23 protein-coding genes are annotated in these 23685 nt (G+C 58.5%); 14 read left to right on the top strand and 9 right to left on the bottom strand.

Translation table 11 applies throughout. The features are described 5' to 3' along the window. The first annotated feature begins 29 nt into the window (after nt 1–29). The 6 genes from ACK4FJ_RS17130 (at nt 30) to phnE (ACK4FJ_RS17105) (ending at nt 6566) form a co-directional block, all read left to right on the top strand. The gene (locus tag ACK4FJ_RS17130) at nt 30–1109 is read left to right on the top strand and encodes a putative 2-aminoethylphosphonate ABC transporter ATP-binding protein (protein WP_409767951.1); all 1080 of its coding nucleotides are present in this window, start codon (nt 30–32) and stop codon (nt 1107–1109) included. Continuing rightward, nucleotides 1096–2796 (top strand): putative 2-aminoethylphosphonate ABC transporter permease subunit, encoded by a 1701-nt coding sequence (locus ACK4FJ_RS17125; protein WP_409767950.1) that lies wholly within the window; start codon nt 1096–1098, stop codon nt 2794–2796. Before ACK4FJ_RS17130 ends, ACK4FJ_RS17125 begins: the two co-directional genes overlap by 14 nt. 220 nt (nt 2797–3016) lie before the next feature. Continuing rightward, nucleotides 3017–3787 (top strand): phosphonate ABC transporter ATP-binding protein, encoded by a 771-nt coding sequence (gene phnC / locus ACK4FJ_RS17120; protein WP_409767949.1) that lies wholly within the window; start codon nt 3017–3019, stop codon nt 3785–3787. A 46-nt stretch (nt 3788–3833) separates the two neighbouring features. Then, nucleotides 3834–4784: a phosphate/phosphite/phosphonate ABC transporter substrate-binding protein gene (phnD, locus tag ACK4FJ_RS17115; protein ID WP_409767948.1), complete on the top strand. Its 951-nt coding sequence runs from the start codon at nt 3834–3836 to the stop codon at nt 4782–4784. A gap of 7 nt (nt 4785–4791) precedes the next feature. Continuing rightward, nucleotides 4792–5676 (top strand): phosphonate ABC transporter, permease protein PhnE, encoded by an 885-nt coding sequence (phnE, locus tag ACK4FJ_RS17110; RefSeq protein WP_409767947.1) that lies wholly within the window; start codon nt 4792–4794, stop codon nt 5674–5676. Next, nucleotides 5673–6566, top strand: a complete 894-nt coding sequence (gene phnE, locus ACK4FJ_RS17105; RefSeq protein ID WP_409767946.1) for a phosphonate ABC transporter, permease protein PhnE — start codon at nt 5673–5675, stop codon at nt 6564–6566. Before phnE (ACK4FJ_RS17110) ends, phnE (ACK4FJ_RS17105) begins: the two co-directional genes overlap by 4 nt. Nucleotides 6567–6592: 26 nt before the next feature. On the opposite strand, the gene ACK4FJ_RS17100 is transcribed toward phnE (ACK4FJ_RS17105), so the two are convergent. Continuing rightward, nucleotides 6593–7642 (bottom strand): ArsO family NAD(P)H-dependent flavin-containing monooxygenase, encoded by a 1050-nt coding sequence (locus ACK4FJ_RS17100; RefSeq protein ID WP_409767945.1) that lies wholly within the window; start codon nt 7640–7642, stop codon nt 6593–6595. A gap of 267 nt (nt 7643–7909) precedes the next feature. Here ACK4FJ_RS17100 and ACK4FJ_RS17095 point away from each other — a divergent pair, with 267 nt between their 5' ends. The 8 genes from ACK4FJ_RS17095 to ACK4FJ_RS17060 all read left to right on the top strand — a co-directional run bounded on the left by ACK4FJ_RS17095 (nt 7910) and on the right by ACK4FJ_RS17060 (nt 16892). Beyond that, the gene (locus ACK4FJ_RS17095) at nt 7910–8182 is read left to right on the top strand and encodes a hypothetical protein (protein ID WP_409767944.1); all 273 of its coding nucleotides are present in this window, start codon (nt 7910–7912) and stop codon (nt 8180–8182) included. Between the two features lie 259 nt (nt 8183–8441). After that, a complete protein-coding gene (locus tag ACK4FJ_RS17090) occupies nt 8442–9428 on the top strand; it encodes a PstS family phosphate ABC transporter substrate-binding protein (RefSeq protein ID WP_409767943.1) in 987 nt (328 codons plus the stop codon). An 83-nt stretch (nt 9429–9511) separates the two neighbouring features. Next, nucleotides 9512–12136 carry an ABC transporter permease subunit gene (locus ACK4FJ_RS17085; RefSeq protein ID WP_409767942.1) on the top strand — a complete coding sequence of 875 codons (2625 nt, stop codon included), beginning with the start codon at nt 9512–9514 and terminating at the stop codon, nt 12134–12136. A 10-nt stretch (nt 12137–12146) separates the two neighbouring features. Further along, nucleotides 12147–13883, top strand: a complete 1737-nt coding sequence (pstA, locus tag ACK4FJ_RS17080; RefSeq protein ID WP_409767941.1) for a phosphate ABC transporter permease PstA — start codon at nt 12147–12149, stop codon at nt 13881–13883. A gap of 19 nt (nt 13884–13902) precedes the next feature. Next, nucleotides 13903–14733, top strand: coding sequence for a phosphate ABC transporter ATP-binding protein PstB (gene pstB, locus ACK4FJ_RS17075; protein ID WP_409767940.1), 831 nt, complete (start codon nt 13903–13905; stop codon nt 14731–14733). A gap of 20 nt (nt 14734–14753) precedes the next feature. Beyond that, nucleotides 14754–15473, top strand: coding sequence for a phosphate signaling complex protein PhoU (gene phoU / locus ACK4FJ_RS17070; protein ID WP_409767939.1), 720 nt, complete (start codon nt 14754–14756; stop codon nt 15471–15473). Next, the gene (gene phoB, locus ACK4FJ_RS17065) at nt 15470–16192 is read left to right on the top strand and encodes a phosphate regulon transcriptional regulator PhoB (protein WP_409767938.1); all 723 of its coding nucleotides are present in this window, start codon (nt 15470–15472) and stop codon (nt 16190–16192) included. The genes phoU and phoB overlap by 4 nt, the downstream gene beginning before the upstream one ends. 19 nt (nt 16193–16211) lie before the next feature. Beyond that, nucleotides 16212–16892 (top strand): winged helix-turn-helix domain-containing protein, encoded by a 681-nt coding sequence (locus tag ACK4FJ_RS17060; protein ID WP_409767937.1) that lies wholly within the window; start codon nt 16212–16214, stop codon nt 16890–16892. A 55-nt stretch (nt 16893–16947) separates the two neighbouring features. Here the strand turns inward: ACK4FJ_RS17060 and traI are convergent, their stop codons facing one another. The 8 genes from traI to ACK4FJ_RS17020 all read right to left on the bottom strand — a co-directional run bounded on the left by traI (nt 16948) and on the right by ACK4FJ_RS17020 (nt 23671). Beyond that, complete coding sequence (gene traI, locus ACK4FJ_RS17055) at nt 16948–18423, bottom strand: TraI/MobA(P) family conjugative relaxase (RefSeq protein WP_409767936.1); 1476 nt, start codon at nt 18421–18423, stop codon at nt 16948–16950. Between the two features lie 15 nt (nt 18424–18438). Further along, nucleotides 18439–19023, bottom strand: coding sequence for a hypothetical protein (locus ACK4FJ_RS17050; protein WP_409767935.1), 585 nt, complete (start codon nt 19021–19023; stop codon nt 18439–18441). Beyond that, nucleotides 19010–19267: a hypothetical protein gene (locus tag ACK4FJ_RS17045; protein ID WP_409767934.1), complete on the bottom strand. Its 258-nt coding sequence runs from the start codon at nt 19265–19267 to the stop codon at nt 19010–19012. The genes ACK4FJ_RS17050 and ACK4FJ_RS17045 overlap by 14 nt, the downstream gene beginning before the upstream one ends. Then, nucleotides 19267–19467 (bottom strand): hypothetical protein, encoded by a 201-nt coding sequence (locus ACK4FJ_RS17040; protein ID WP_409767933.1) that lies wholly within the window; start codon nt 19465–19467, stop codon nt 19267–19269. Before ACK4FJ_RS17040 ends, ACK4FJ_RS17045 begins: the two co-directional genes overlap by 1 nt. A 157-nt stretch (nt 19468–19624) precedes the next feature. After that, nucleotides 19625–20830: a DUF1173 domain-containing protein gene (locus tag ACK4FJ_RS17035; protein ID WP_409767932.1), complete on the bottom strand. Its 1206-nt coding sequence runs from the start codon at nt 20828–20830 to the stop codon at nt 19625–19627. Then, nucleotides 20827–21339 (bottom strand): helix-turn-helix domain-containing protein, encoded by a 513-nt coding sequence (locus ACK4FJ_RS17030; RefSeq protein WP_409767931.1) that lies wholly within the window; start codon nt 21337–21339, stop codon nt 20827–20829. Before ACK4FJ_RS17030 ends, ACK4FJ_RS17035 begins: the two co-directional genes overlap by 4 nt. Next, nucleotides 21336–23516: a zincin-like metallopeptidase domain-containing protein gene (locus ACK4FJ_RS17025; RefSeq protein ID WP_409767930.1), complete on the bottom strand. Its 2181-nt coding sequence runs from the start codon at nt 23514–23516 to the stop codon at nt 21336–21338. Before ACK4FJ_RS17025 ends, ACK4FJ_RS17030 begins: the two co-directional genes overlap by 4 nt. After that, nucleotides 23513–23671, bottom strand: coding sequence for a hypothetical protein (locus tag ACK4FJ_RS17020; protein WP_409767929.1), 159 nt, complete (start codon nt 23669–23671; stop codon nt 23513–23515). The genes ACK4FJ_RS17025 and ACK4FJ_RS17020 overlap by 4 nt, the downstream gene beginning before the upstream one ends. Between the last annotated feature and the right edge of the window lie 14 nt (nt 23672–23685).

Genomic DNA, 23685 nt, shown 5'->3' with positions numbered 1-23685 from the left:
CGAGCAGGCCCCGTGCGGTGGATCGAGCCATGACACAAACCCCTTATCTTCGCGTTGACCGACTGACAAAACGTTTCGGTTCGTTCACCGCATTGCGCGATATCTCACTTTCGATCGAAGAAGGCGAGTTCGTTTGCTTTCTTGGCCCGTCAGGTTGCGGCAAGACCACGTTGCTACGGGCAATCGCAGGACTGGATCCCCAGGACGAAGGGCGCATCTGGCGCGGGGATACCGACATTTCCCAGTTACCCGCCGGGCAGCGAGACTATGGCATCGTTTTCCAGTCCTATGCCCTGTTTCCAAACCTGACGGCTGCCCAGAATATCGGCTATGGCCTCAAGGCCTTGTCGCGCCGTGAAAAGGACGCGCGGGTAGCGGAGTTGCTGGCACTGATCGGGATGCCGGAGATCGGCACCAAGTATCCTTCCCAGCTGTCGGGTGGACAGCAGCAACGGGTGGCGCTGGCGCGGGCCCTGGCGCCATCGCCCGGCCTGCTGCTGCTCGACGAGCCGCTCTCGGCGCTAGACGCTCGTGTGCGGCAGAACCTGCGCCATGAGATCGTCGCCCTGCAGGAACGGCTTGGCATCACGACCATCATGGTGACCCACGACCAGGAAGAAGCCCTGACCATGGCCGACCGCATCGTGGTGATGAACCAGGGTGTAATCGAGCAGATTGGCACGCCGGCAGAGATTTACCGGCGACCGGCAACTGCCTTTGTCGCCGAGTTCATCGGGTCTATGAATTTCTGGCGCGGACATATGGTCGATGCCGGCAAGGCGCAACTGGGTTCGCTATGCCTCACGGTCAACGGCCATGCCAATGGAATGACCAGGGGCAGTCACTTGACGGTCTGTATCCGGCCAGAGGACGTAGTCGTGCGCAATCTTTTGCCGGATGCGGCGAATCGCATTCAGGCCCAGGTCGATGACATGGAATTTATGGGCTCGTTCTTCCGTTCGGAACTGCGAGCCGGAGACGGCGAGGGCGTGCGCCTGCGAGCGGATTTTTCCACCAATGCTGTCGCCGACTTGAACATCAAACCGGGCAGCCGCATCGAAATCGCTTTGCCGCCCGAGCGCCTAATCTGTTTCCATGGCAGTCATTGAGCCGCTGACGCGGCGCTTGCGGGTCGCCGGCCCTTTCTCGCTTGAGCGCATAGCGACTGTTGCCCTGCTGCTTGCTATCGCGGCGTTCCTGATTGTTGCCCTGGCTTTGCCATTGGGGCTGCTATTGGGGCAGAGCCTGGAAAACAAGGCGGGCGACTTTGTCGGGCTGATAAATTTTTCGGCCTATTTCTCGAATTCGTCCTTGCTGGCGTCAATTGGCAACAGCCTGTTGATCGCTGTCCTGAGTACAGTCATTACAGTTGGTCTGGCCTTTATGGTTGCCTACGGCCTGGTTCGCAGTTGCATGCCGGGCAAGGCGATTCTTCGGGGTATCATGCTGGCACCTCTGCTGGCGCCATCTCTGCTCCCCGCCATCGCCCTTGTCTATTTGTTCGGAAAACAAGGCTGGTTGCGCAATCTTCTGGGCGAATACAGCATCTATGGTCCGATAGGCATCGTCATCGGTGAGGTTTTTTACTGCTTTCCCCATGCGCTGATGATCCTTGTCACGGCCATGTCGATCAGCGATGCCAGGTTATTCGAGGCGGCGCGGACTTTGCGCGCCAGCCGGTTCCGAATTCTGCTGACCGTGACCCTGCCGGGCATCAAGTATGGCCTGATATCCGCGATCTTCGTGGTCTTCACGCTGGTGATCACGGATTTCGGCGTGCCGAAGGTGATCGGTGGCAACTACAATGTGCTGGCCACCGATGTGTACAAGCAGGTCATCGGGCAGCAGAATTTCCAGATGGGCGCGGTGGTCAGCATCATATTGCTGCTGCCGGCGATTCTTGCATTCGGCGTCGACCAGATCGTGCGCCGGCGGCAGACGGCGCTGCTTTCCGTCCGCGCTGTCCCATATCGCGCGAAGCCGGATTCCATGCGGGACGGCTTGCTGCTGACTGTATGCGTGGCGGTTGCCGGCCTTATCCTGCTGATTCTTGGCATGGCCTTTTACGCTTCGTTGGTCCAGCTATGGCCCTATAACCTCGATATCAGCCTCAGACATTATGATTTCGACAACATGGATGGCGGCGGCTGGCGTGCCTACTGGAACAGCCTGATCATGTCAGGTCTGACGGCGGTGTTCGGAGCAGCTCTAGTCTTCGTCGGCGCCTATCTGACCGAGAAGGCGCGGCCGCCGGGCTGGCTGGCGAGCGGGTTTCATTTTCTGGCCATGCTGCCCATGGCCGTACCGGGCATGGTGCTGGGGCTCGGGTACATCTTCTTTTTCAACAACCCACAGAATCCGCTGAATGGGCTGTACCACACACTGGCAATCCTGGTGATCTGCACCGTCGCCCATTTCTATACCGTGGCCCACCTGACAGCAGCCACCGCGCTACGCCAGATCGACCGCGAGTTTGAAGCGGTTTCCGCATCGCTGAAGGTTCCGCTGGTCGTCACCTTCTTCCGCGTCACCGTGCCCCTGTGTCTGCCGGCGATCTTCGATATCTCGGTCTATTTATTCGTGAATGCCATGACCACGGTTTCGGCGGTGGTGTTCATCTATTCCGCTCAGACGGCGCTGGCCTCTGTCGCCGTTTTAAACATGGATGATGCCGGTGAAATCGCCGGTGCTGCTGCCATGGCGATGATGATTGTCTTTACATCGGCCGCGATCCGAACCCTGCACGGGGTGCTGACCGGTGGGCTGCTGCGCCGCAGCCGGGCCTGGATGGCGTGATTCGTCCCGTAAGACCAAGTGGAACAAGGCGTATTTCCCTGTGCCCGTAAAGCCGGCAGTTAAGCTGGGTTGATCACCGCAGCAAAGGTCGAGACGGAATCTTGCTCCTGCGAAGAAACCGCTTGATCTGCAACATGCCTGTCACGGGCAGCGCGCAAGGTGGCCACGCGCTGGATTGAGGGAACGCGATTCCCCGAGCACCGGAGCAGGGAGCCAAGACATGCTGCGTATCTCGAATCTGACCAAGCGCTTTGGCGCTGTTGTCGCGGTCAACGATATTACGCTGGACATCCCCGATGGCCAGATGATCGCGGTGATCGGCCGGTCCGGCGCAGGAAAATCCACCATGCTGCGCATGATCAACCGGTTGGCAGAGCCCTCCGGCGGCAGCATCTACTACAATGGCACCGATATCGTCAGCCTGCGAGGACCTGCGCTCCGCGAATGGCGTTCGCAGGCTGCGATGATCTTTCAGGGCTTCAACTTGGCGCCGCGGCTGGATGTGCTGACCAATGTTCTGGTGGGTGCCAGCACGCGGGTTCCGCAATACCGCCGGCTATTCAAACTCTATTCCGACAACGAGCGGATGCAGGCGGCGACGGTTCTCGACGATCTTGGCCTGCTCGATAAGGCCATGCAACGCGCCGAGCGTCTGTCCGGCGGCCAGCAGCAGCGTGTGGCGATTGCGCGGGCCCTGCTGCAGGAACCACGCCTGGTGCTGGCGGATGAACCCATTGCCTCGCTGGATCCGCACAACGCCGCCACGGTGATGGATGCGCTCAAACGTATCAACACCGAACGCGGCATTTCCGTGATCTGCAATTTGCACAGCATCGAGATTGCACGGCAATACGCCGACCGCGTCATCGGGCTGCGCGACGGCACGCTGGTGTTCGATGCGCCTTTGCATCAGCTCACCGATACAGCAATTGCGAATATCTACGGTGGCGATGTGCCGGTGGAGAGCGAACCGGCCATGGCCGCCGCATAAGGCTTTCAGGCAGAAATTTCTGTACCAACAGGTTGAGGAGAGAGCGATGAACAAGGCTATTCTCGGGCTTGCATTATCCGTTGCCCTGCTGGCAGGGCAGGCTGAAGCGCAGACGTGGCGCGACAAGTACAAAGAACTGAATTTCGGCATCATCCCGGTCGAGACCCAAACCGAGACGATGAAGTCATTTGACGGTTTCACCGCCTATGCAGCTAAGAAGCTGGGCGTGCCGGTCAAGATTTTCACCGCGACGGAGTTTATCGGCATCAACAACGCGCTGGTGGCAGGTCAGATCCAGCTCGGCTGGACCAGCCCGTCGGCCTATGCAGGCACCTGGCTCGAATGCAAAGCCTGCGTCGAGCCGATCGTGACGGCCACCGACAAGGACGGCAATCTGGGTTATAACTCGGTTCTGATCGTCAAGACCGATAGCCCTTACAAGAGCTACGAAGATCTCAAGGGTAAGATCGTGGCGCGCACCGAGCCGAATTCACAGTCCGGCTATCTGGTGCCGACGGTGGACTTTTCCCGCATGGGAAAACCTGTCGAGACCTATTTCAATTCCCCGATTTCGGGTGGCCATACCCAGTCGGTGCTAGGCGTCCTGAACGGTACCTATGATGCGGCGTTTACCTGGACGACCAAGGGCGACGGTTACGGTCAGATTCGGACCATGATTGACAAGAATATGCTGAAGCGCGAGCAGATTCGCGTGATCTGGGAGTCCTCGCTCGTTCCGCCGCCGCCGGTGATCGTGCGTGCCGATCTGCCCAAGGATCTGAAAGCGGATTTAACCAAGCTGTTTGTCGAGCTGCATAAGGAAGACATGCAGGCGGCAGAAGCCGTGGCACATGGCAAGACGCAGGGCTTCGTTCCGGTCGATCACAAGGTCTATGAGCCGACGGTTGAGATGCGCAAGATACTCAGAGATACCCGAAATAATTCCTACGCATTCGGCGCCGCGCGGCATCGCCGCGCGGCGTCCGTTTTTTTGTGATCGGCATATGACCATAAGCCTCGTGCGAACCTCGCTGCTTGATTTCAATCACGCATGGAATGCGGAGCGCGCTCGATCCTTGCGCCTGGGATCCATCGCGACCCTGATCTTTCTAGGCGCCTGCGCTTTCGCGGCGCATATCGGCCAGTTCGATATTTTCCGCCTGATCGATGGCCTGCCCAAGGTTGGCGATTTTATTTCCGGCATGGTGCCGCCAATCCGAGCCGGTTCCGTGCTGTCCGACATCGGCGAGTGGTACTGGGGGCTCGGGAAATGGCTGGGCTTGCTATGGACCACGGCGCTGATGGCGATCCTAGCTACGGCGGTCGGTGCCATGATCGGCGGTGCGCTGAGTTTTGTCGCATCGGCGAATCTGGTTCAGAGCAAGAGCTTGATTTTCATCGTGCGGCGCGTCCTCGAGGTTTCCCGCACGGTCCCGGATCTCGTTTGGGCGCTGATCTTCCTTTTCGCTTTCGGCCTAGGACCGCTGGCAGGCTTCCTCGCCATCATGGTTCATACTGTGGGCGCGCAGGGCAAACTATTCGCCGAGGTGAATGAAAACATCGACCGCAAGCCGATCGAAGGCGTCCGCGCCGCCGGCGGTACCTGGTTCGACGAGATCGTTATCGGTGTCTTGCCGCAGGTTTTGCCGAATTACGTTTCCTATACCCTGTGGCGGTTTGAACTGAACGTGCGTAGCGCCACCATCATCGGGTTTGTCGGAGCTGGTGGTATCGGTATGGAACTTTATGAAGTGATCAGGCTGAGTTACTTCGACGATGCCGGAGCAATTTTGTTGATCATCCTCATCGCTGTCATCCTGATCGACATGCTGAGCGAGTGGGCGCGGTTGAAACTGGCTGGAATCGACGGGAACGGCCATCAGGTATGATCATGGAAGCATATTCAACTGCCAGAATAGCCTCGGATGAAGATCGTCAGGTCAGGATAGCCGCGGCGATTGCCGCGCCACGGGGACGCGCTACACGGCGCGTACTGATCTGGGGTGCGACGATAGTGGTCCTGCTGTATGCCGCCTGGATTTGCGAACTCATTGGTCCGAAATTTTTCGTAGGCTTGCCCAAGCTCGGCGGCGCCCTGGCCATGATGCTGGTCCCCTCGGGCTTCCAGTATCTGCCTGAATTCCTTTGGGCTCTGCTCGAAACCGTCTCGATGGCCTTTCTGGGAACCCTGCTCGGCGCGGTTTTTGCCATTCCGCTGGCCATGCTATGTTCCCGCATCACGCTGCCGGTGCGTATCCTGCAATTCGGCTTCCGGCGGTTCTCCGACTCGCTGCGTTCACTCGATCACCTGATCTGGGCGCTTATTTTTGTACGCGCCATCGGTCTGGGTCCGCTAGCCGGTATTCTGGCCATCGCCCTCGTCGACCTCGGCACCCTGTCGAAGCTGTATTCAGAGGCCTTTGACAACAGCAGCAAGGGCCCCGTGGAGGGCATTCGCGCTTCAGGCGGTAGTTGGCTGGATGGCGTTCGATTCGGAATTCTGCCGCAGGTTCTGCCGAATATGCTGTCGGCGACGCTCTATATGTGGGAATCCAATACCCGCTCGGCAACGATCCTCGGGATCGTCGGCGCCGGCGGTATCGGCTATCAGCTGGCCGACCGCCTGCGGGTGTATGAGTTCGGCGAGGCCAGCCTGATTATCATCCTGGTCATTGGCGCGGTGGCGCTGATCGATGCCTTGTCACAGTTCCTGCGCCGCCGTCTGATCGCCGGGCGTGCGGAGCGGGATTTACCCGAGGCTACTCCGCTGGCGGTGTGAACGAGCCTTTCCGCCTTCTTTGCCGGCTATAACAAGCTTTTCGCGAGGCGTGGCACGAATGCGCGAGCAGTCCTGCTGGCACCCAAAAGTGTGGCTGAAGCAGCACCCGTCCAATTTCCGTATCCAGCAAGCCAGAGGCGTGGTTCGTTTTTGGCCTGTTGATCGATCACCTCAATGCGTCCGTCCGCTTCAACGAGTCCAAGCGGTTTAAGATGATGGGTCGCAGGTCGGAACCCCGTGCACCAGAGCACAGCGTCCACGACGCTTGCCGAGCCATCTTTCCAAACGACACCAGACTCCGTAAATCTGTCGAAAGGACGGGCCGATGTGAGTGCACCCCGATCACGAGCTTTCTTCACCGACGGCAGCATGACTATGTCGCCAAGGGTCGTGTTTGCGGTTGCGTCGGCGTTACCCAGAGCACGGGCGCTTGCGCGTTCAAAGAGGATGCGACCGTCGATTTCATCCGGTAGAAATACCGGTTCCTTCACCGTCACCCAGATCGTTCGGGCAACCTCGCTTAGCTCTGCCAGAATCTGTGCCCCACTATTGCCACCGCCCACAACCAGTACGCGCTTGTCAACAAAGGGCTGGGGATTCCGATAGTGCGCCGAGTGAAGCTGCACACCCTTAAAGATGTTCCGACCCGAATAGTCTGGTGTGAAGGGCGCGGACCACGTGCCGGTGGCGCTGACGACCGCGCGGGCATTCAGGCTGGTGCCATCGGCCCGCCCAACACGGAGGTAGTCGCCTTCTCGCGTTACGCTTTTAACCTTCCAATTTCGGCTAATTGGGACGTCGTAACGCTGTTCGTATCGGGCAAGGTAGTCGATGACCTCCTTGCGCGACGGATAGCCTTCAAATTGACTGGGTGGCATCTGCCAGCCTGGGAGCGAACTATAGGCTGCAGGCGAGAAGAGCCGCAAAGAGTCCCAAGTATGGGCCCACGCCCCACCAGCAGCCTCGCCAGCGTCCAGGAGCAGATAATTTAACGCGGTACGGCGGAGGTAGTATGCCACGGCCAGTCCGGCCTGGCCGGCGCCGATAACGATCACGTCAGGATCAGGACTACTCATATGCTGCTCCGACAGGCTTATCGCGAAAAAGAATCAACGGTCCTTCCTATTTTTTGAGGCCAGACTTGGCTTTGCCCAGTCATCGGGTCGGAATATGCCCAGGGCCCTTTTAAAGATAAGACGGGATAGGTCGGAACCTGCGAGTCACGCCGCGACCACCATAACGCGTGCGCTCCATTCATCGAAGCTTCATCAAACTGACATCCCATCGACATTGTTCTCCGGGATTAAGGCTCTGCATAAAAACAAAGCTCGAAGGGGTGTCCCATGCGTTTCATGAATATCGCGGCTGCACTGGTTATGATGGGGGCGGTCGCTGCCTGTGCCTCAGGCGGTTCGTCCTATGCCAAGCCTGGCTTCTATACCCACGTCCATGACGGTCGTCTCTGGGTGCTGAAGTCCGGCGACAAAGAAATCGACCTGGTGTCGAAGAATCAGGAGCCCAAGGTGGTTGTCACCAGAATCGGTGAAGGCCCGAACGGCATGACGATCAAATCAAATGACGGCAAGGTCATCGAGGACTACCTCAAGGCGAAGTGACTGAATCTGGATCAATCCAGTGAAAAGGCGGGATTTCCCGCCTTTTTTATTATTTTCAACAACTTAACGCGCCTCCTGTTAATCCAACCATCTAGACGTTTGCGCCAGCGGTCATTGTCATAAAACGGCAAACTACATGTCACATATATGCAAATGCCGATGGGTAGGGTCCGCACCGATCGTCGGGACGAAATCATTCAGTTTGACGGTCGATCCCGCCGCGCAATGGCGCGTCACTGAAACAAAAATGAGGTACACCGTGACCAAGAAGGCACTTCTTATCGCGAGCCTGATGGCGACCACCGCCTTCGGCTTCACTTCGCAGGCTTCCGCCCAGGTGGCTCTGGACCCGGCTCTGAAGGACTACAAGCCGGTGAGCGGCGTGTCGGGCAGCATCAAGTCGATCGGCTCGGACACCCTGAACAACCTGATGACCCTCTGGGCCGAAGGCTTTAAGGGCACCTATCCGAATGTGAAGATCGAGATCGAGGGCAAGGGTTCGTCGACCGCTCCGCCGGCGCTGGTTGCCGGTACGGCCCAGTTCGGTCCGATGTCGCGTCCGATGAAGGGCGCCGAGATCGACGCCTTCGAAAAGAAGTATGGCTATAAGCCGACCCTGATTCGCGGCGCTGTCGACGCGCTGGCCGTGTTCGTCCACAAGGACAACCCGATCAAGTGCCTGAGCATGCAGCAGGTCGATGCGATCTTCTCCAAGACCCGCAAGGGCGGTTATGCCAAGGATGTCACCAACTGGACTGATGTCGGTGTGGCCGGCGAGTGGGCTGGCAAGCCGATCTCGCTCTATGGCCGTAACTCGGCCTCTGGCACCTACGGCTATTACAAGGAAGTCGCGCTGTTCAACGGCGACTACAAGGATGCCGTGAAGGAGCAGCCCGGTTCGTCGACCGTGGTGCAGGGCGTGGCTTCCGACAAGTTCGCCATCGGCTATTCGGGCGTTGGCTACAAGACCGCCGACGTGCGCACCGTGCCGCTGTCCGCCAAGGAAGGCGACAAGTGCTTCGATGCGACTCCGGAAAACGCATATTCCGGCGACTATCCGCTGTCGCGCTTCCTCTACATCTACGTCAACGCCAACCCGAACGAGAAGATGGATCCGGCCCGCGCCGAATTCATCAAGTTCATCTATTCGAAGCAGGGCCAGCAGGCCGTGGTCAAGGATGGCTACTTCCCGATCGTGAATGCCATCGCTGATGAAGACCTCAAAGTGATGAAGTTGATGAACTAACTGATGATGGTGCAGCGGGGTCATTCCCGCTGCACCATTTATTTTGTTTCGTTTTATCGTTTCTTATCGCCGGAACACTGCTCATGAGCGACGCCGCCCTCCCCGAAAACCAGAACGAGCAGTCCGGGGTTATCCCGCGCAGGCGCCGCAATCGTTCCACGCGAAAGAGCGTCATTATCATCGACAAGGCCGCAGACTGGATCATCTCCGTCGGCGGCATTTTGGTCATCCTGGCCGTTTTCGGCATCATGGCCTTTCTTGCCGAAGTGGTCGTTCCCTTGTTCACCGGCGGCAGTATTGAAGAGCGGCGCGAGATCAGCCTGCCAACTGTTCCGGGGCAAGTGCTGCTCACCCGCATGGATGAATATCGCTCAATAGTTGTGCAGGTGAAGAATTCGGGAGAAATTGTTGCCTCCCATACGGCCAGCGGGCAGCGCCTGACCGCACCGACCTTCGATTTCGGGGGGCGCGTCGTTTCGACGGTCGCGGCCACCATCGACGGCAGAAATATCATTTTCGGATTTGAAGACGGCTCAATCCAGTTCGCCAGGCTGGGCTTTGGCGTGTCGGTCCTGCCGCGCGATCAAGTTCCGGCTACAGTTCGCAGTCTGGGTGAAACCGCGTCTACAGACGGCACCGCGCTGTTCGACGTTGTGCCTGGGAATCAGGTCCGACGCATTACGATCGATGCGCAGCTTGATGAGCCGCAGCAGATTTCCGAGGCGAAAGCACCTATCGTCGCCGTAGACTATCGGGTAGGCGGCACGGTCGAGAGGTCAACTCGCGCTTTTGTGACGGTCGATAAGAATGGCGAGGCCAAGCTCAGCATCGCGGAGAGCCGCCTCAATATGCTCACCCGCAGGGCCACGACCACGGTCAATTCCACTACGTTGCCGTCGTTGCCAGCGGGTGTTTCGGTGCGCGATGTGCTGATGACGGACAAGGCCGATCAGGTCTATATCGCGGACCTCTCAGGTCGCGTATTCCGCTACGATGTGCGGGATTTCAGAAAGCCGGTTCTGGCTGAGACCGCCAAACTCACAGATGGCAATACCGAGTTGCGGGTCTTCGCATTCCTGATCGGCGAACAGTCGATTATTGCTGGCGGCAGTGATGGCTCGGTCAATGTGTATTTCCGACTCGAGCGGGCGGACGCCGATACGACGGATCGCTACAAGATGGTGCGTGCGCACACACTGGAGCGGCACAAATCGGCTGTAGTGGCGGTGAGCCAGAGTCAGCGCGGCAAGAGCTTCGCCACGGCGGATGCGGATGGCAACGTCTGGATCCGCCATTCCACAAGCGAACAGGTTCTGGTCAGAGCGGCGCTGGGCGCAACGCCGGACGATATCGTTCTGACCCCGCGCGACGATGCTGTGTTGGCTCTCTCGGGCAGCAAGGGCGCGCTGTGGCGGGTCAGAATTCCGCACCCTGAAACCACCTGGGCTTCGATCTTCGGCAAGATCTGGTATGAGGGGTATCCGCAGCCGACCTATACTTGGCAATCATCGTCGGGCACGGACAGCTTCGAGCCGAAATTCTCCCTGGTACCGCTGATTTTCGGCACGATCAAAGCAACGCTGTACACCATGCTGTTTGCGGTGCCGCTCGCCCTGTTTGCCGCAATCTACACGTCGGAGTTCGTTCACAAATCTGTGCGGGCCACGGTAAAGCCGGTTATGGAAATGATGGCCTCGTTGCCGTCAGTGGTGCTGGGCTTCATTGCTGCGCTGATCCTGGCGCCCTTTGTCGAGGTGTGGATTTCCGCCGTCATACTAGCATTCCTGTTCGTCCCGGTTGCGCTGCTTTTGGCTGCCTATCTTTGGCAACTTCTGCCGAGAGACACTGCGTTGCGGTTGGAGGGCCTTCCGAAGTTCGCGCTTTTCTTCCTGGTGATCGCCTTTGCGATGTGGCTGACGGTACAGGCGAGCCCGACCTTTGAATCCATCTTCTTTGCTGGCGATCTCCGCCAGTGGGCAAACGGGTCGATTGGCAGCGGCACGCCGTTTTTAGCCATGATCTTGTTCCCGCTCAGCTTGACGGCAATTGTTATGCTCATGCGTCGGTATGGCGATGAAAGGTTGGGCAAGATTATGGCATCCCTGCCCGCCGTTCAGGCTGGAGGCGTGGATTTGCTGCGTGGATTGATTCAGCTCGTGCTGGCCGGCTTTACGGCTTACATTGTCGCCAGCCTGCTGGGAGCCATCGGCTTCGATTTGCGCGGTGGTTTCGTCGATACCTATGTCCAGCGCAACACGCTCGTGGTCAGTTTTGCCATGGCTTTTGCCGTCATACCCATCATCTACACCATTGCCGAAGATGCGATGAATGCGGTTCCGGAGCATCTCCGTGCCGCCAGTCTTGCCTGCGGCGCCACGCCCTGGCAGACCTCGATATCGGTGATCCTGCCCACGGCGATGAGCGGCGTCTTCGCGGCCATCATGATCGGTATGGGCCGGGCGGTTGGTGAAACCATGATCGTGGTCATGGCGGCCGGCAACACCCCGATTCTGGAATGGAATCTGTTCAACGGTCTGCGCGCCCTCTCGGCGAATATTGCCGTCGAGTTGCCCGAAGCTGTGCGTGACGACTCACTCTATCGCATGCTCTTCCTTGCTGCTTTGGTGCTTTTCATCATGACCTTTGTTGTAAACACACTCGCAGAAATTATCCGTCAGCGCTTCCGCAAGCGCGCCGCACAGCTCTGAGGCCCTCATCATGACGATCAATCAAGCTATCGACATGGAAAAGGCTGCGGCTCTTCCGGTGGCGCGGCGCTCTCGCCACACCAACGTAAAGGCGATCGGCGAACCTTTCCTTTGGGGTCTGGGTGGCGCTCTTTCGCTTGGCGTCCTGATGATTACCGGCTTTCTGCTGCTGGTTTTCTGGAATGGAGCCATCACTTTTTGGCCCAAGCCGATCCAGTTGGTTGTACTCAAAGACGGCACGCAGGTGGTGGGTGAGCCAACCCGACGCGAAGACTTTCGCCTTGGCGCCGAGCAGCTGCGAACGCTTGATCCGGCCAGCCAGGCCAAAGTTCGTGCGGATGAGGGATTCGCGGTTCGAACGCTGTACCGTACCGGCAACTACGACGTTTATAACGAGGATTTCCGCTGGGTTCCCGATTACGACGTCGTGAGAACCGAGCGACCGAATGATTTGCGCCTCTTCGAACGTGTCGAGTGGGGTGTATTTCTCGGTCGTATCAAATCTGTCCGCATTGATGGCCGTGAGCTAGATGGCGCCACCTTATCCGATGCCGAGCTGACACAACTCCATGATGCCGCGCGCCAGCGCCGCGAGAGAATCCTCTACATCGAGCGCAGCCTGATCGGCGAGGTCAACCACCGCATCGATGCCGATCGGCTGGCGGTCAGGCGCGCTTTCCTTCGCTATGGGGATGGCAGCGCCGAGTATCGTGAGGCGCGCAACGAAGCGGCAAGCCGGGAGGTTGCACTCAAGAAACAGTATGAAGAACTTTCAGCCGAGGCTCAGGTGATCCGAGCCGAGGATGCAAAAGTGCAGATTGCGTTGGTAGAAATCGGCGGCCAGGAAAAAACCGCCAATCTGTCCACCATTGTTCGGATGTACGCCGCAAACGATATCTCCTGGCCGGAAAAGATGGGAATCTACCTTTCGCGCTGGTGGGAATTCCTGTCCGACGAGCCGCGTGAGGCCAATACCGAGGGCGGTGTGCTGCCGGCGATCTTCGGCACTTTCACCATGACGCTCCTGCTGGTGGTTTTTGTTGCCCCGTTCGGCGTGATCACGGCTCTGTATCTGCGTGAATATGCCAAGCAAGGCCGTCTGGTATCTATCGTACGCATCTCGGTCAACAACCTCGCCGGCGTGCCCTCCATCGTCTATGGCGTTTTCGGCCTCGGCTTTTTTGCTTATATCCTTGGTGGGTCGATTGACCAGCTGTTCTTCCCTGAACGCCTACCGAGTCCCACCTTCGGAACTGGCGGACTTTTGTGGTCCTCGCTGACTTTGGCAATCCTGACAGTGCCGGTTGTCATCGTGGCGACTGAGGAGGCCTTGGCCGCGGTGCCCCGGTCGATGCGCGAGGGCTCGCTTGCCTGTGGCGCCTCAAAGTGGCAGACGATCCGCAGCATCGTCCTGCCCCGGGCGATGCCTGGCATCATGACGGGACTCATTCTGGCGATGGCCCGTGGTGCAGGTGAAGTGGCGCCATTGATGCTGGTTGGTGTGGTGAAGCTGGCGCCGGAGTTGCCGATCGACGGGTTCTTCCCGTTCATCCATCTGGAACGCAGTTTCATGCATCTGGGCTTTCATATTTATGATGTTGGTTTCCAGTCGCGCAATTCCGAAGCAGGAAAGCCAATGGTGTTCGTTACCACGATGTTGCTGATTGCCTTGATCGCGGCGATGAATATCGGCGCCATCGTTATCCGCAATCGTTTGCGCCGGAAGTTTGCCGGCAGCCAGTTCTAAGATCCCCGGAGAAGAAGTTATGGCAATGGCCTTGGAAGAAAAGAAACCTGCGGTTGGCTTCGATCCAACGATCTATCATGTCAAACGCGGTGAGAACGGGATCGCACTGGACATCAAGAACTTCTGTCTCTGGTATGGTTCCAGCCAGGCGCTTTACGATGTCAATCTTGATGTCGAGGCTGGTCTGGTCACAGCTATGATCGGTCCTTCCGGCTGCGGAAAGTCAACGCTTCTGCGCTCGCTCAATCGTATGAACGACCTGATCGATAACCTCACGGTCTCCGGAAAAGTGGAGTTGGAAGGTAAGGACATCTATGCGTCTGGAACAGACGTGATTTCCTTACGCAAGCGCATGGGCATGGTGTTCCAGAAGCCAAATCCGTTCCCAATGACGATATATGAGAATGTTATCTACCCGCTTCGCGTGGATGGCGTGCGGGACAAGACGCTGCTCGACGAAACCGTAGAACGCAGCCTGCGTGGCGCGGCACTCTGGAACGAGGCCAAGGATCGCCTTCATGACAGCGCATTAGGGCTCTCCGGCGGGCAGCAGCAGCGGTTATGTATCGCGCGGGCGATCGCCGGCGATCCGGAAGTCCTGCTGATGGATGAGCCCTGTTCGGCGCTCGATCCGATCGCAACGGCGAAGGTGGAGGAGCTGATCGACGAATTGCGTGGCCTCTACACCATCGTAATTGTTACGCACAACATGCAACAGGCAGCCCGGGTATCCGATAACACGGCCTTTATGTATCTGGGTCGGCTGATCGAGTACGGCGACACTAAGAAGATATTCACCGATCCAATGTCGCAGAAGACGCTCGAATACGTTACCGGCCGCTTCGGCTGATCAGAACGAGGATTTAGAAAATGCCGCAACATATCGTTCAGCGTTACGACGACGAACTGAAGAAGCTGTCGACCCTGATCGTGCAGATGGGCGGCCTGGCGGAATCCCAGCTGGCTGCCGCGGTCGATGCCATCGTCAAGCGCGATAGCAAGGTGGCCGAGGAAGTGGTGCAGGGTGACGCCAAGATCGATGCCCTGCGCAACCAGGTCGATGATTTCGCCATCGAGATGCTTGCCCGCAGGCAGCCGATGGCCGCCGACCTGCGCGTGGTCGTCGCGGCGCTGCGCATCTCGTCCGAGATCGAGCGTATCGGCGATTATGCCAAGAATGTCGCCAAGCGCGCGGTTGCTCTGAATCAGGCGCCGCTGGTGCGGCCGGTACATGCCATCCCTCGTATGGCCGCCCTGGTGCAGGCGCTGATCAAGGACACGCTGGATGCTTATATCACCGACGACGCCGCCAAGGCGGATGCGGTCTGGGCGCGCGACGAAGAGGTTGATGACCTTTACACCAGCCTGTTCCGCGAATTGCTCACCTACATGATGGAAGATCCGCGCTCCATCACGCCCTGCACGCATCTGCTGTTCATCGCCAAGAACATCGAGCGTATCGGTGACCATGCCACGAACATCGCCGAACTGATTCACTACACGGTTCTGGGCGAAATGCCGAAGGAAGACCGCCCGAAAGGTGATGACACCGCCTATGCGGTGATGAATGCCCCGGGAGGCCAGCGATGAATATCGCGATCAAGCCGCGCGTCCTCGTCATCGAGGACGAAGCAGCACTGCTGGCACTCTTGCGCTACAATCTGGAAAAGGAAAACTACACCGTCGACGAGGCGATGGATGGCGAGCAGGCCCTGCTGAAGGTGGCCGAGCATATGCCGGACCTGATCCTGCTCGACTGGATGCTGCCGCGCCTGTCCGGCCTGGAAGTCTGTCGCCAGCTGCGCCGCGATCCCAATGCCCGCAATGTGCCGATCATCATGCTGACGGCGCGCGGCGAGGAAGCCGACCGCGTGCGCGGTCTGGATGCCGGTGCCGACGATTATATCGCCAAGCCGTTTTCGCCCAGCGAACTGCTGGCGCGCATCCGCGCCGTGCTGCGTCGCATCCGCCCCGCGCTGGCGGAAGAGGTGCTGACCTATGGCGGACTGGTGATGGACGTCGCCACCCACAAGGTGACGCGCAACGGCCGCGACATCCATCTTGGCCCGACCGAGTTCCGTCTGCTGCGCTATTTCCTCGAGCATCCCGGCCGCGTGCTGTCGCGCGACCAGCTGCTGGATGCAGTCTGGGGTCGTGATATCTATGTCGAGCAGCGCACCGTCGACGTGCATATCCGCCGGCTGCGCAAGGCGCTCAACGGCGATTCCGAAGCCGATGTGATCCGTACCGTGCGTTCGGCTGGCTACGCCCTGGAACTGACATCGGCCGCTGCTGGTGCCATGGCCTAAAGGACTAAGGGCTCAAAGCTTGATCTATCAGGCAACAGTCTTGGTCGCCGGCAGTGGAATCCTGATATCAAACGCTGTGCCAGTCAGGCTTGAGAGCCTGGGATATCAGGCAAAATCATTTGATAGTTCACGACAGGTCTTCGGTTTACTTGCGCAAACCAAGAACACTGTCGGATTGATGGACATCGAGTCGTTATACACGAACGATGTCGACGTTGCCGGTGTTTGCGATCCAAAAGGCGAGTTATCTAATCGGGTGCTGGCAATTCAAATGCCGAGTACGCCCGACCATCTCCTACACCATGTCCGTTACGATGTGATTCCAATGTTGGGCGGACCGCGGAGTTTTTCCATCAGGATTGCCAGGAAATTGTCCAGTAAGGGCTATGCCCCTGCGTGTGACACCGTGTCGGCAGGGGCGCTAAGGGTTTCAAGGGCGATGGGTTTGGCTTGGTGGCGCCGGAGGGAGGTCGCACTTTCAGCAGTCGAGAGCCAAATTCTGTGGCAGCTGGTCGCTGCAGCAGGTGAAGTTGTAGCAAAAAAAGTTCTGCAAGCAGCTTCAGCTCTTCCTGATCAAGATGCACTCAGCGCGTCATCTTTGGCGACATACATCATGCGTATTTCCCAAAAACTTTCTGCAGTTGGTTGGGGTGGGAAGTTCGAAGCCATTCGCGGTGTTGGCTATTCGTGTAGGGTGTAAGCGGATTCCCCCTGAAACTGAGTTAAGGCGCAAATCAGTTAACTAAGGCAGCCGCCTATCGGGATATAGCCGGATCGGGCCGCTTCGGATCCAGGCTGATCGGGTTAATGGCCTTTAAAATCTGCCGCTGCGAAACGACAATGGCCATGGCTAACGGATCTGTCGATGCCTCGTAGATCAGGAAATCCTTCCAGGTCTTGAAAGCTAGCACCAACAGAGATTTACGCTGACGCTGCAGGGTCAGAAAACGGCGCCAGAGCTTGGCCTGCCCTGGATGTGTCGTAATCGGCCGCTTCCGGTAATGCTTACGTGGACCTGACTGAAACCTCTGGCGCGCGCCTGGGGCAGACCAGGCGGCAGGACCGCGCGGCGCAGCGCGGTGCATGGCCGCGCGCCTCGTGGCCAGGATCTGCTGCGCCTGGCGGGAAGGGGCCTGGAACGCTCCCAGGCGCTTCTGCAGGGCGGCCTTGGAATATGCGCGGCCGACGGCGCTCGCTTTGATCGATGCGCCACGTTTACCAGGATCCAGAACCAGGCCGTTGCCCTGCAGCCGCAGTTCTAGCCCATGTCGTGCCAGGCCGACATGCAGATCCTGCCATGACTCGGACTGACGAAAGACTTTAGCCAGATCGTCGTTTTGCGGCGCGGATCCGGCCTGACCTGGTTGACGATCGTTAGTCCGAGCGCCAGAGCGATCGAGCTGGCGATCGGCGGCTTGCTCCGCCGTGCGATCGGCAACTGGCGGCCGAAATTGACCTAGCCGAGTTTCGAGAGATTTCATCGACAGAAGGCGGTCAATCGAGCTGGCTTTTACACGATGCTTCCCATTCGCGTCAGCAATCACCAGGCCATTGCCGTAAGGCTGCAGCTGAAGGCTGAAACGCGCCATGCCGTCATGCAGATCCTGCCAGGTCGACGACTGATCGAGGGCGGCCATCAGCTCGGCTTTATTCTCGCGCACATAGCCGTCGAAACTCTGCTCCCAGGTGTGCGCCTCTTTATCCAGGGCGCGCTGCGGCCGCCGTTCGGACTGCAGCTTGTCAGCGCGGCCGAGATCGACCTTGAGGCCATGCTTCATTTCCATCTCACGGCTGACAGCTTCCAGCGTCTGGAAATCACGCAGCGGTGTATGCGCCTTCAAGGTGTCAGGATGGATCTTGTTGATCGCAATGTGCATGTGGAAGTTATCAGTATTCACATGCGTGCCGATAACGCGCTGGTGGTCGGCATAGCCGAGAGCTTTGGCAAACTCGCTCTCAATATCCTTCAGGACATCGAGCGGCGGATGCTCGTCCCGGAATGAGATCATTAGGTGGTAGGTTTTGCCGATCTTTGTGCGCTGATTAAGTGCTTGCGTCGCCTTGACCTCAGCAATGGCCAGATCTAGGTCATCGAGGCCGTCGCCGGCATTGCAGTTCTCAATCCAAAAGGATTCCAGCTTTTCGCCTTCATCCTTGGCAGCAGCGATGTAATTCGCCAGGCCGGCGAAATCGTCGTTTTCAGGCTCGATATCGATACGCTTGGGAATCACGGCAGCGGCTACAGATCACATCGACAGGACGCGTTCGCGGACCTGGGCGACAAGGCCGACACCCAAGGCTTGCTCTTGTTGAGCGGTGTAGGCGAGGGCGGCAACACGAATATTGTGCCGTCGTGCATCGAGGATCTGCTTTTCTGTGTCCGTCAGCCGTGACTTGTCGGCATTCAGCAGGCGCGCGTTGTGCGACTGAAAGAACTGCCGGGCTGCATCGCGCGGCACGCCGCCAATTCGGCTCTTGGCGTTTCCGTGGCTGGCATCGATGGCGAGGTACAAATCCGGGTCTTTTACCAAAGGCAGCATTTTCTGCGCCTGGCCCAGCTCGGTCAGAGCAGCTGCCAAGCTGGAACGCATCGAGGGGCTGTTGCTGTAAAAACGCGCATCGTTCTTAAGGAAGCCGGCCTCTGCAGAAAGGATCAGGTCGACATCGCCCGACTTGCCGATAGCCTTTGTGGCCTGCAGAAGCATGTCCTGGCTGAGACGGTACTGCTTTGCTTCCTTGCTGCGCTCGCGGCCAATATAGGCGGCGCGCTCATTCACCATGCTCTTAGCCAGGCGGACCAGAAGCCCCTGGTCGGTATCAGGCGTCGACATGGCGATCCAGCCAGCCCTTGCCGAACTGGCGGTCGGCTTCATCGGTACGCAGGCCCATGGCCCGCACCTGGTCGGCTCCCAGAAAGTCCTTCAGCCAGAGCAGCGACTCTGCGGGGTAGATCATCTGGCGCATCAGTCGATCTTCCTCAGCTTCATCGCCACGACGCGCAGCGTCGAGCACCAGCGGTAGAAGCTCATCATTCCGAGCAAAACGATTCAGATCAGTTTCGGAATACTCAGCCATTAGTTCAGCTCCCTGACTTTCGATTTAAGCAGAATCTGTGTTTCGCGGATGCTATCAAAGAGGCCGCGAAAATCCATACCGTCGGGTAGGACTAGGCTCTCATCATCGAGAATTAGCTTCATAAGATTCCCAAGACGGGCCAAATCGGCATTGATCCTCAACAGATCGCGGACGATCAGATGCTTGTCGTTCGCTGCCATGGGCTGCCGGCCTGACGTAAGCCTACAGACCAACTCAGAGAATGACTGCCTGTGCGCTTGGCCAGGGCTTCCAGATCGGCCTTGTCATGCGGAGTGGGGTAGAATTTCGCCAGCACGCGATTCTTGAGCGGCATTCTCTGACCCTGCTGCCGGCGCGTTAAGCGCTGACCTGGTTGGACGGCAACGCCGGCATTTCGCCGGAGCTTGCTGACCAGATCCAGGACGCCAGCTTGCTATCCTGGGCGAGGGTGGACACCTCGGCCGAATACTCGTCGCTGGAGCCTGGCGGCACGACGTACAGCGCAGTTGGAGCCGGTTGCGTGTCTATCGCCACCGCGCAAGCCAGAGGCTTGGAAGATGGCAGATTGTACCGCAGGCCCTTCATAAAGCGCCTACCGCTGGCAGCCAGGCCGTCCAGCACCATTTTCTCATAAACGCTGTCAAACGGGAGCCAGCTATCCGTAACGGTCATCAGGGCAGCTTCCTCGACAGAAGCAATGCCGGTTTGCCCAACGCTGAATGTGGCGATTACCAGCAGCTTCGTGCCCTCGATGCCGTCCCACAGTCCCAGCTCGACCGCGAACCGCTTCACCAGCCGCTTGTGTATGTCGTCGTTGAGCATGAAATGGCAGTCAGGAAGGTGTTTGAGGACGATCTTGTGGCCGTATCGGCTGGGGGACAGCTCCTTAACCTCCCCAATCACCATCATCAGCCGCCTGGTTCCCTTTGTCGGGCTGGCCACCTTGCCAAAATAGGCAATGCGGCGTGCGGTAGCGTCGGCGTGACGTTCAGCGTTAAAGGCTTCCGGCATATACAAGATGTCGACTAGGTTGACGCCCTTTGCCGATTTCTCAGCGGCAGCCTGCAGGAGATATTTGCGGATCACGAACCAGCTCCGCTTGCCCGCCATCGAGGGCGACCAGCGATTAAAGCCGGCTTGCTCCCACAAATAGTGAAGTACACCGCGCAGCGTGAGCTTGCTGCCATCGGTCTTGACACTGTCGGCCTCGCCGTCGCCGGGAACCGGCGCGGCACGGCCGCCAGTCTTGGAAAGTGAAAAATCGAATTTGAGGGCTGTTATGCCTGTGTCTGGGCTTTCCTGGATGGCCGAACCAATCACCTGGCCCAGTCCGGACAGCTCTGCAGGCGGTTCGTAGGAATCACACGAAGGGTGGTGAGACCCGCCGGAGTCCGGCATCCGCTTGATGACGTGCTTTCCCTGGATCCGGGCGACGTACATTTCGACGCCGGTAGCGACGCATAGGCAACGCGGCCTGGTCTTAGAACCACGAACTGCAGCCAAGGCCTGGTCGATGCTGGGATCATCCGAGCGCAGCCGAGTATTGCCAACCAGATACATCATCGTGGGGTCTCGTTTTTGTGAGGGATAGCGACGACCAGGGCGGCGATTAGATCGGCCGCTCGGTTTGCGTCCATCCGCCTGGCCTTGGCAAATGCAACAGCCAGGTCGGAAAACACCTGCTCTGCGTTGTCGTCCGCTAAAGCCAGAATGCCGGCGTTGCCGGCGACGGCCTCTGAAATGTCGAGAAGCCGGCCGAGCCGACGCTGAAATCGTGGTGATCGCAGTTTGAGAATCTCGATCTGGCTTTCGGCATACATGATGGTCGTATGGTCGCGGTCACCGAACAACTCGCCAAGAGCAGGAAAGCTAAGGCCGGTAACCCTTCGAGCAACATGAATCGCTGCGGCCCTAGCGTGGAATGCCGGCGTGCTCCTGTCGCGGCCGACGAGCTGGGAGTGCGACACCTCGAATATGCGCGAGGCATAGGCGATGATCTGCAGCACGCAGGCTTGCTTTTCAGAAAGGGAAGGGGCGGCCGACGAAGCCGGCCGCCCGATCAGCGCATTCATAGCCCGATGCCCTCGCGGACGAGCTGCGTGGCCTTTTGGAACAGCCCCGGTTGCTTCTGTTTGTCCGGTGATTGGCCCAGCTGCTTCTTCAGTTCGGCCTCGACGGCCTTCTCCCCACGTTCATCCAGCAGATCGTTCCAGTCAGTTAGCCCCTTAACCTTTTCCTGAGGCGTGAGCGGTGGGATCAGTACCTGCGCTCCAATAGCCTCGGCCGCTTCCTGGGCTTTAAGAACGCCGACGTTCCCCATCGGCCGACTTTCCAACTTGTGGTCATTATCCGCTGCAATCGCAAACTTGCCGTCGGGATACCTGTCTCTCAATGCTTGGCTAACAGAAAGAATGTTCCCGGCATTGAATGCGACGACGACTGGCTTTCCTGACCGTTCATGCAATGTGGCACCGGTTGCGTAACCTTCGCAGATGATGGCTGTGTCGCGGCCGAGTTTCTTGTCTGGGTCTATTAAAAACATAACCCCTTTCTGGCGGCCGCCTTTCAAAAACAGCTTGGTTCCGTCACTGGCGATCTTTTGAAGCGTATGCAGCTCGCCGTTGACATCACGGCCGGGTACAAGAAACTCGCCACGCTCATTGTACTTAAGGCCATGGTTCTTGACGCCCTTGGATACCAGGTAGGTGTTGCTGAGGCCGAGGATGGGTGCCCGCTCTTCTGGGAAGGCGCGTTCCCAAATATCCACTGCGTTATGTGCGGCCAACTCGTGCTGGCGAATCAACTCTTTGCCCCGCTGCTCGCTGCGGTTCTTTGCTTCAACCTTCAGGTTCTCACGCTCAGCCGGGCCTGGCACTTCAATATCTGAAACCCACTTGTGCAGCTGATTGGTTTTGAAGTTCTTGAGCTGCCCGTTAGCGCGGCCGTCTGGGAAGCCACGATAAGAAGCCGTCAGTACGCCTGGCTTATCATCCTCCAGCGGTGCCCGGTGCCAGGATCCATCCATGACGGGGGTATTCTTGAGCACAACGCCATGCTCGCGAAGGAATGCGCCGAATTGCTCTGCCGGCGACGGTGCCGTGAGGCGTGCAGGTACATTGCCAGTTCGCCATTGCTTGACGGCTTCAATGTCCTGTCCTTCATGGACATACCAGCTCTTATTGATGCCATCCCACCTGGCACCAGCCGCCTTGGCGGCCTCCTTTTCCTTGAATGGTACCTGCAGCCAAATCTTCGGCTGCCGCTGCAGGGTATGCGCCGGCTCGGGCGCTTCGAGCTGCTGTTCTTCCATCTTCGTCGCCTTTCTCTGCGCCTGCATTTCTTGCTCGATTTCCTGGCGTTTGCTGGGATCGAGGATCCAGGTCGCAATACGATCCGCATCACGGGCAGCCTGGAACAGAGCGTTCCGGTCGTCTTTGAGCACTTTTAGCCAGGAGGCGGCATAGGAGGCGTGCCGCTCGGGGAAATGGCCGATTGCAAGCTGACGAGCCACCATGTAGCTGGAGATCTCCGCCCTTAATTCCTCGCGCGCATAGACTTCCGATCCGAACGGTCCAGATTCGCGATCCATCCGGGAGCGGTGACCAGTAGCGTGGCCCAGCTCGTGGAGGGCCGTGGCGTAGTAGTCATAGGCAGTATCGAAAGCCGACATGGGCGGCAAATGCATCTGATCTGACATGGGGCTGTAGAACGCCCTATCGCTTTGATCATTGAGAAGCTTGACGCCAGATTCCTGCAGGATGCCGTCAGCTGAAACAATCGGGTCGAAAAATAGCTGGTTTGCCACGTAAGGCGGCATTCCCTCGACCTGTTCGGCGTTGAACACCTTGGCGTAAAATACCGATGGCCTGGTGAGCTGTAAGTCGCGGTAGAACTGTTCGCCTCGGGCATCCAGAACCGGATTGCCGGCGTCGTCACGAACGGGCTCACGCTCCGACCATTTCCAGTATTCGATGGTGGTGGCGCGCTCGCCCTTGCGAACCTGGGCACCAAGAGCCTCGGCTTGATTGTAGGTCAACCAGCGAGGATCTGAATAACCCTTCATTTCCAGCCAGAGTCGGTTGATGCCCTGGTATGGCTTATTGGTCGCCGGATTGAATGCTCGGTCCGCGACGATCCCCGGTTTCCAGGGCTTCTGCCAGGGTGCGGTGCCTGCCTCAATCTGCTTGTAGATTTCGTCTGCGACTTCGTCGCGCCAGGACGGCCGCTGAGTGGATTTATCCTTGCTCATTCGCCGCCTCCCTGGTCGTCGCCGGCGACGGCTGCCAGGCGGCTGTCATCCGCCGCTTGGCCATCGAGCGCTTCATCACGGAAAGCGCCCATGACCATGGCCAGTTCGGGATCGACGGCCACGACGAAGCCCTGGGAAGCTGCCTGGGCGACCATAGCTGCCTCTACAT

It is taken from the genome of Ferrovibrio sp., assembly GCF_046297595.1.
Classification (GTDB): Bacteria; Pseudomonadota; Alphaproteobacteria; order Ferrovibrionales; family Ferrovibrionaceae; genus Ferrovibrio.
This window is presented reverse-complemented; position numbering and strand designations above follow the sequence as displayed.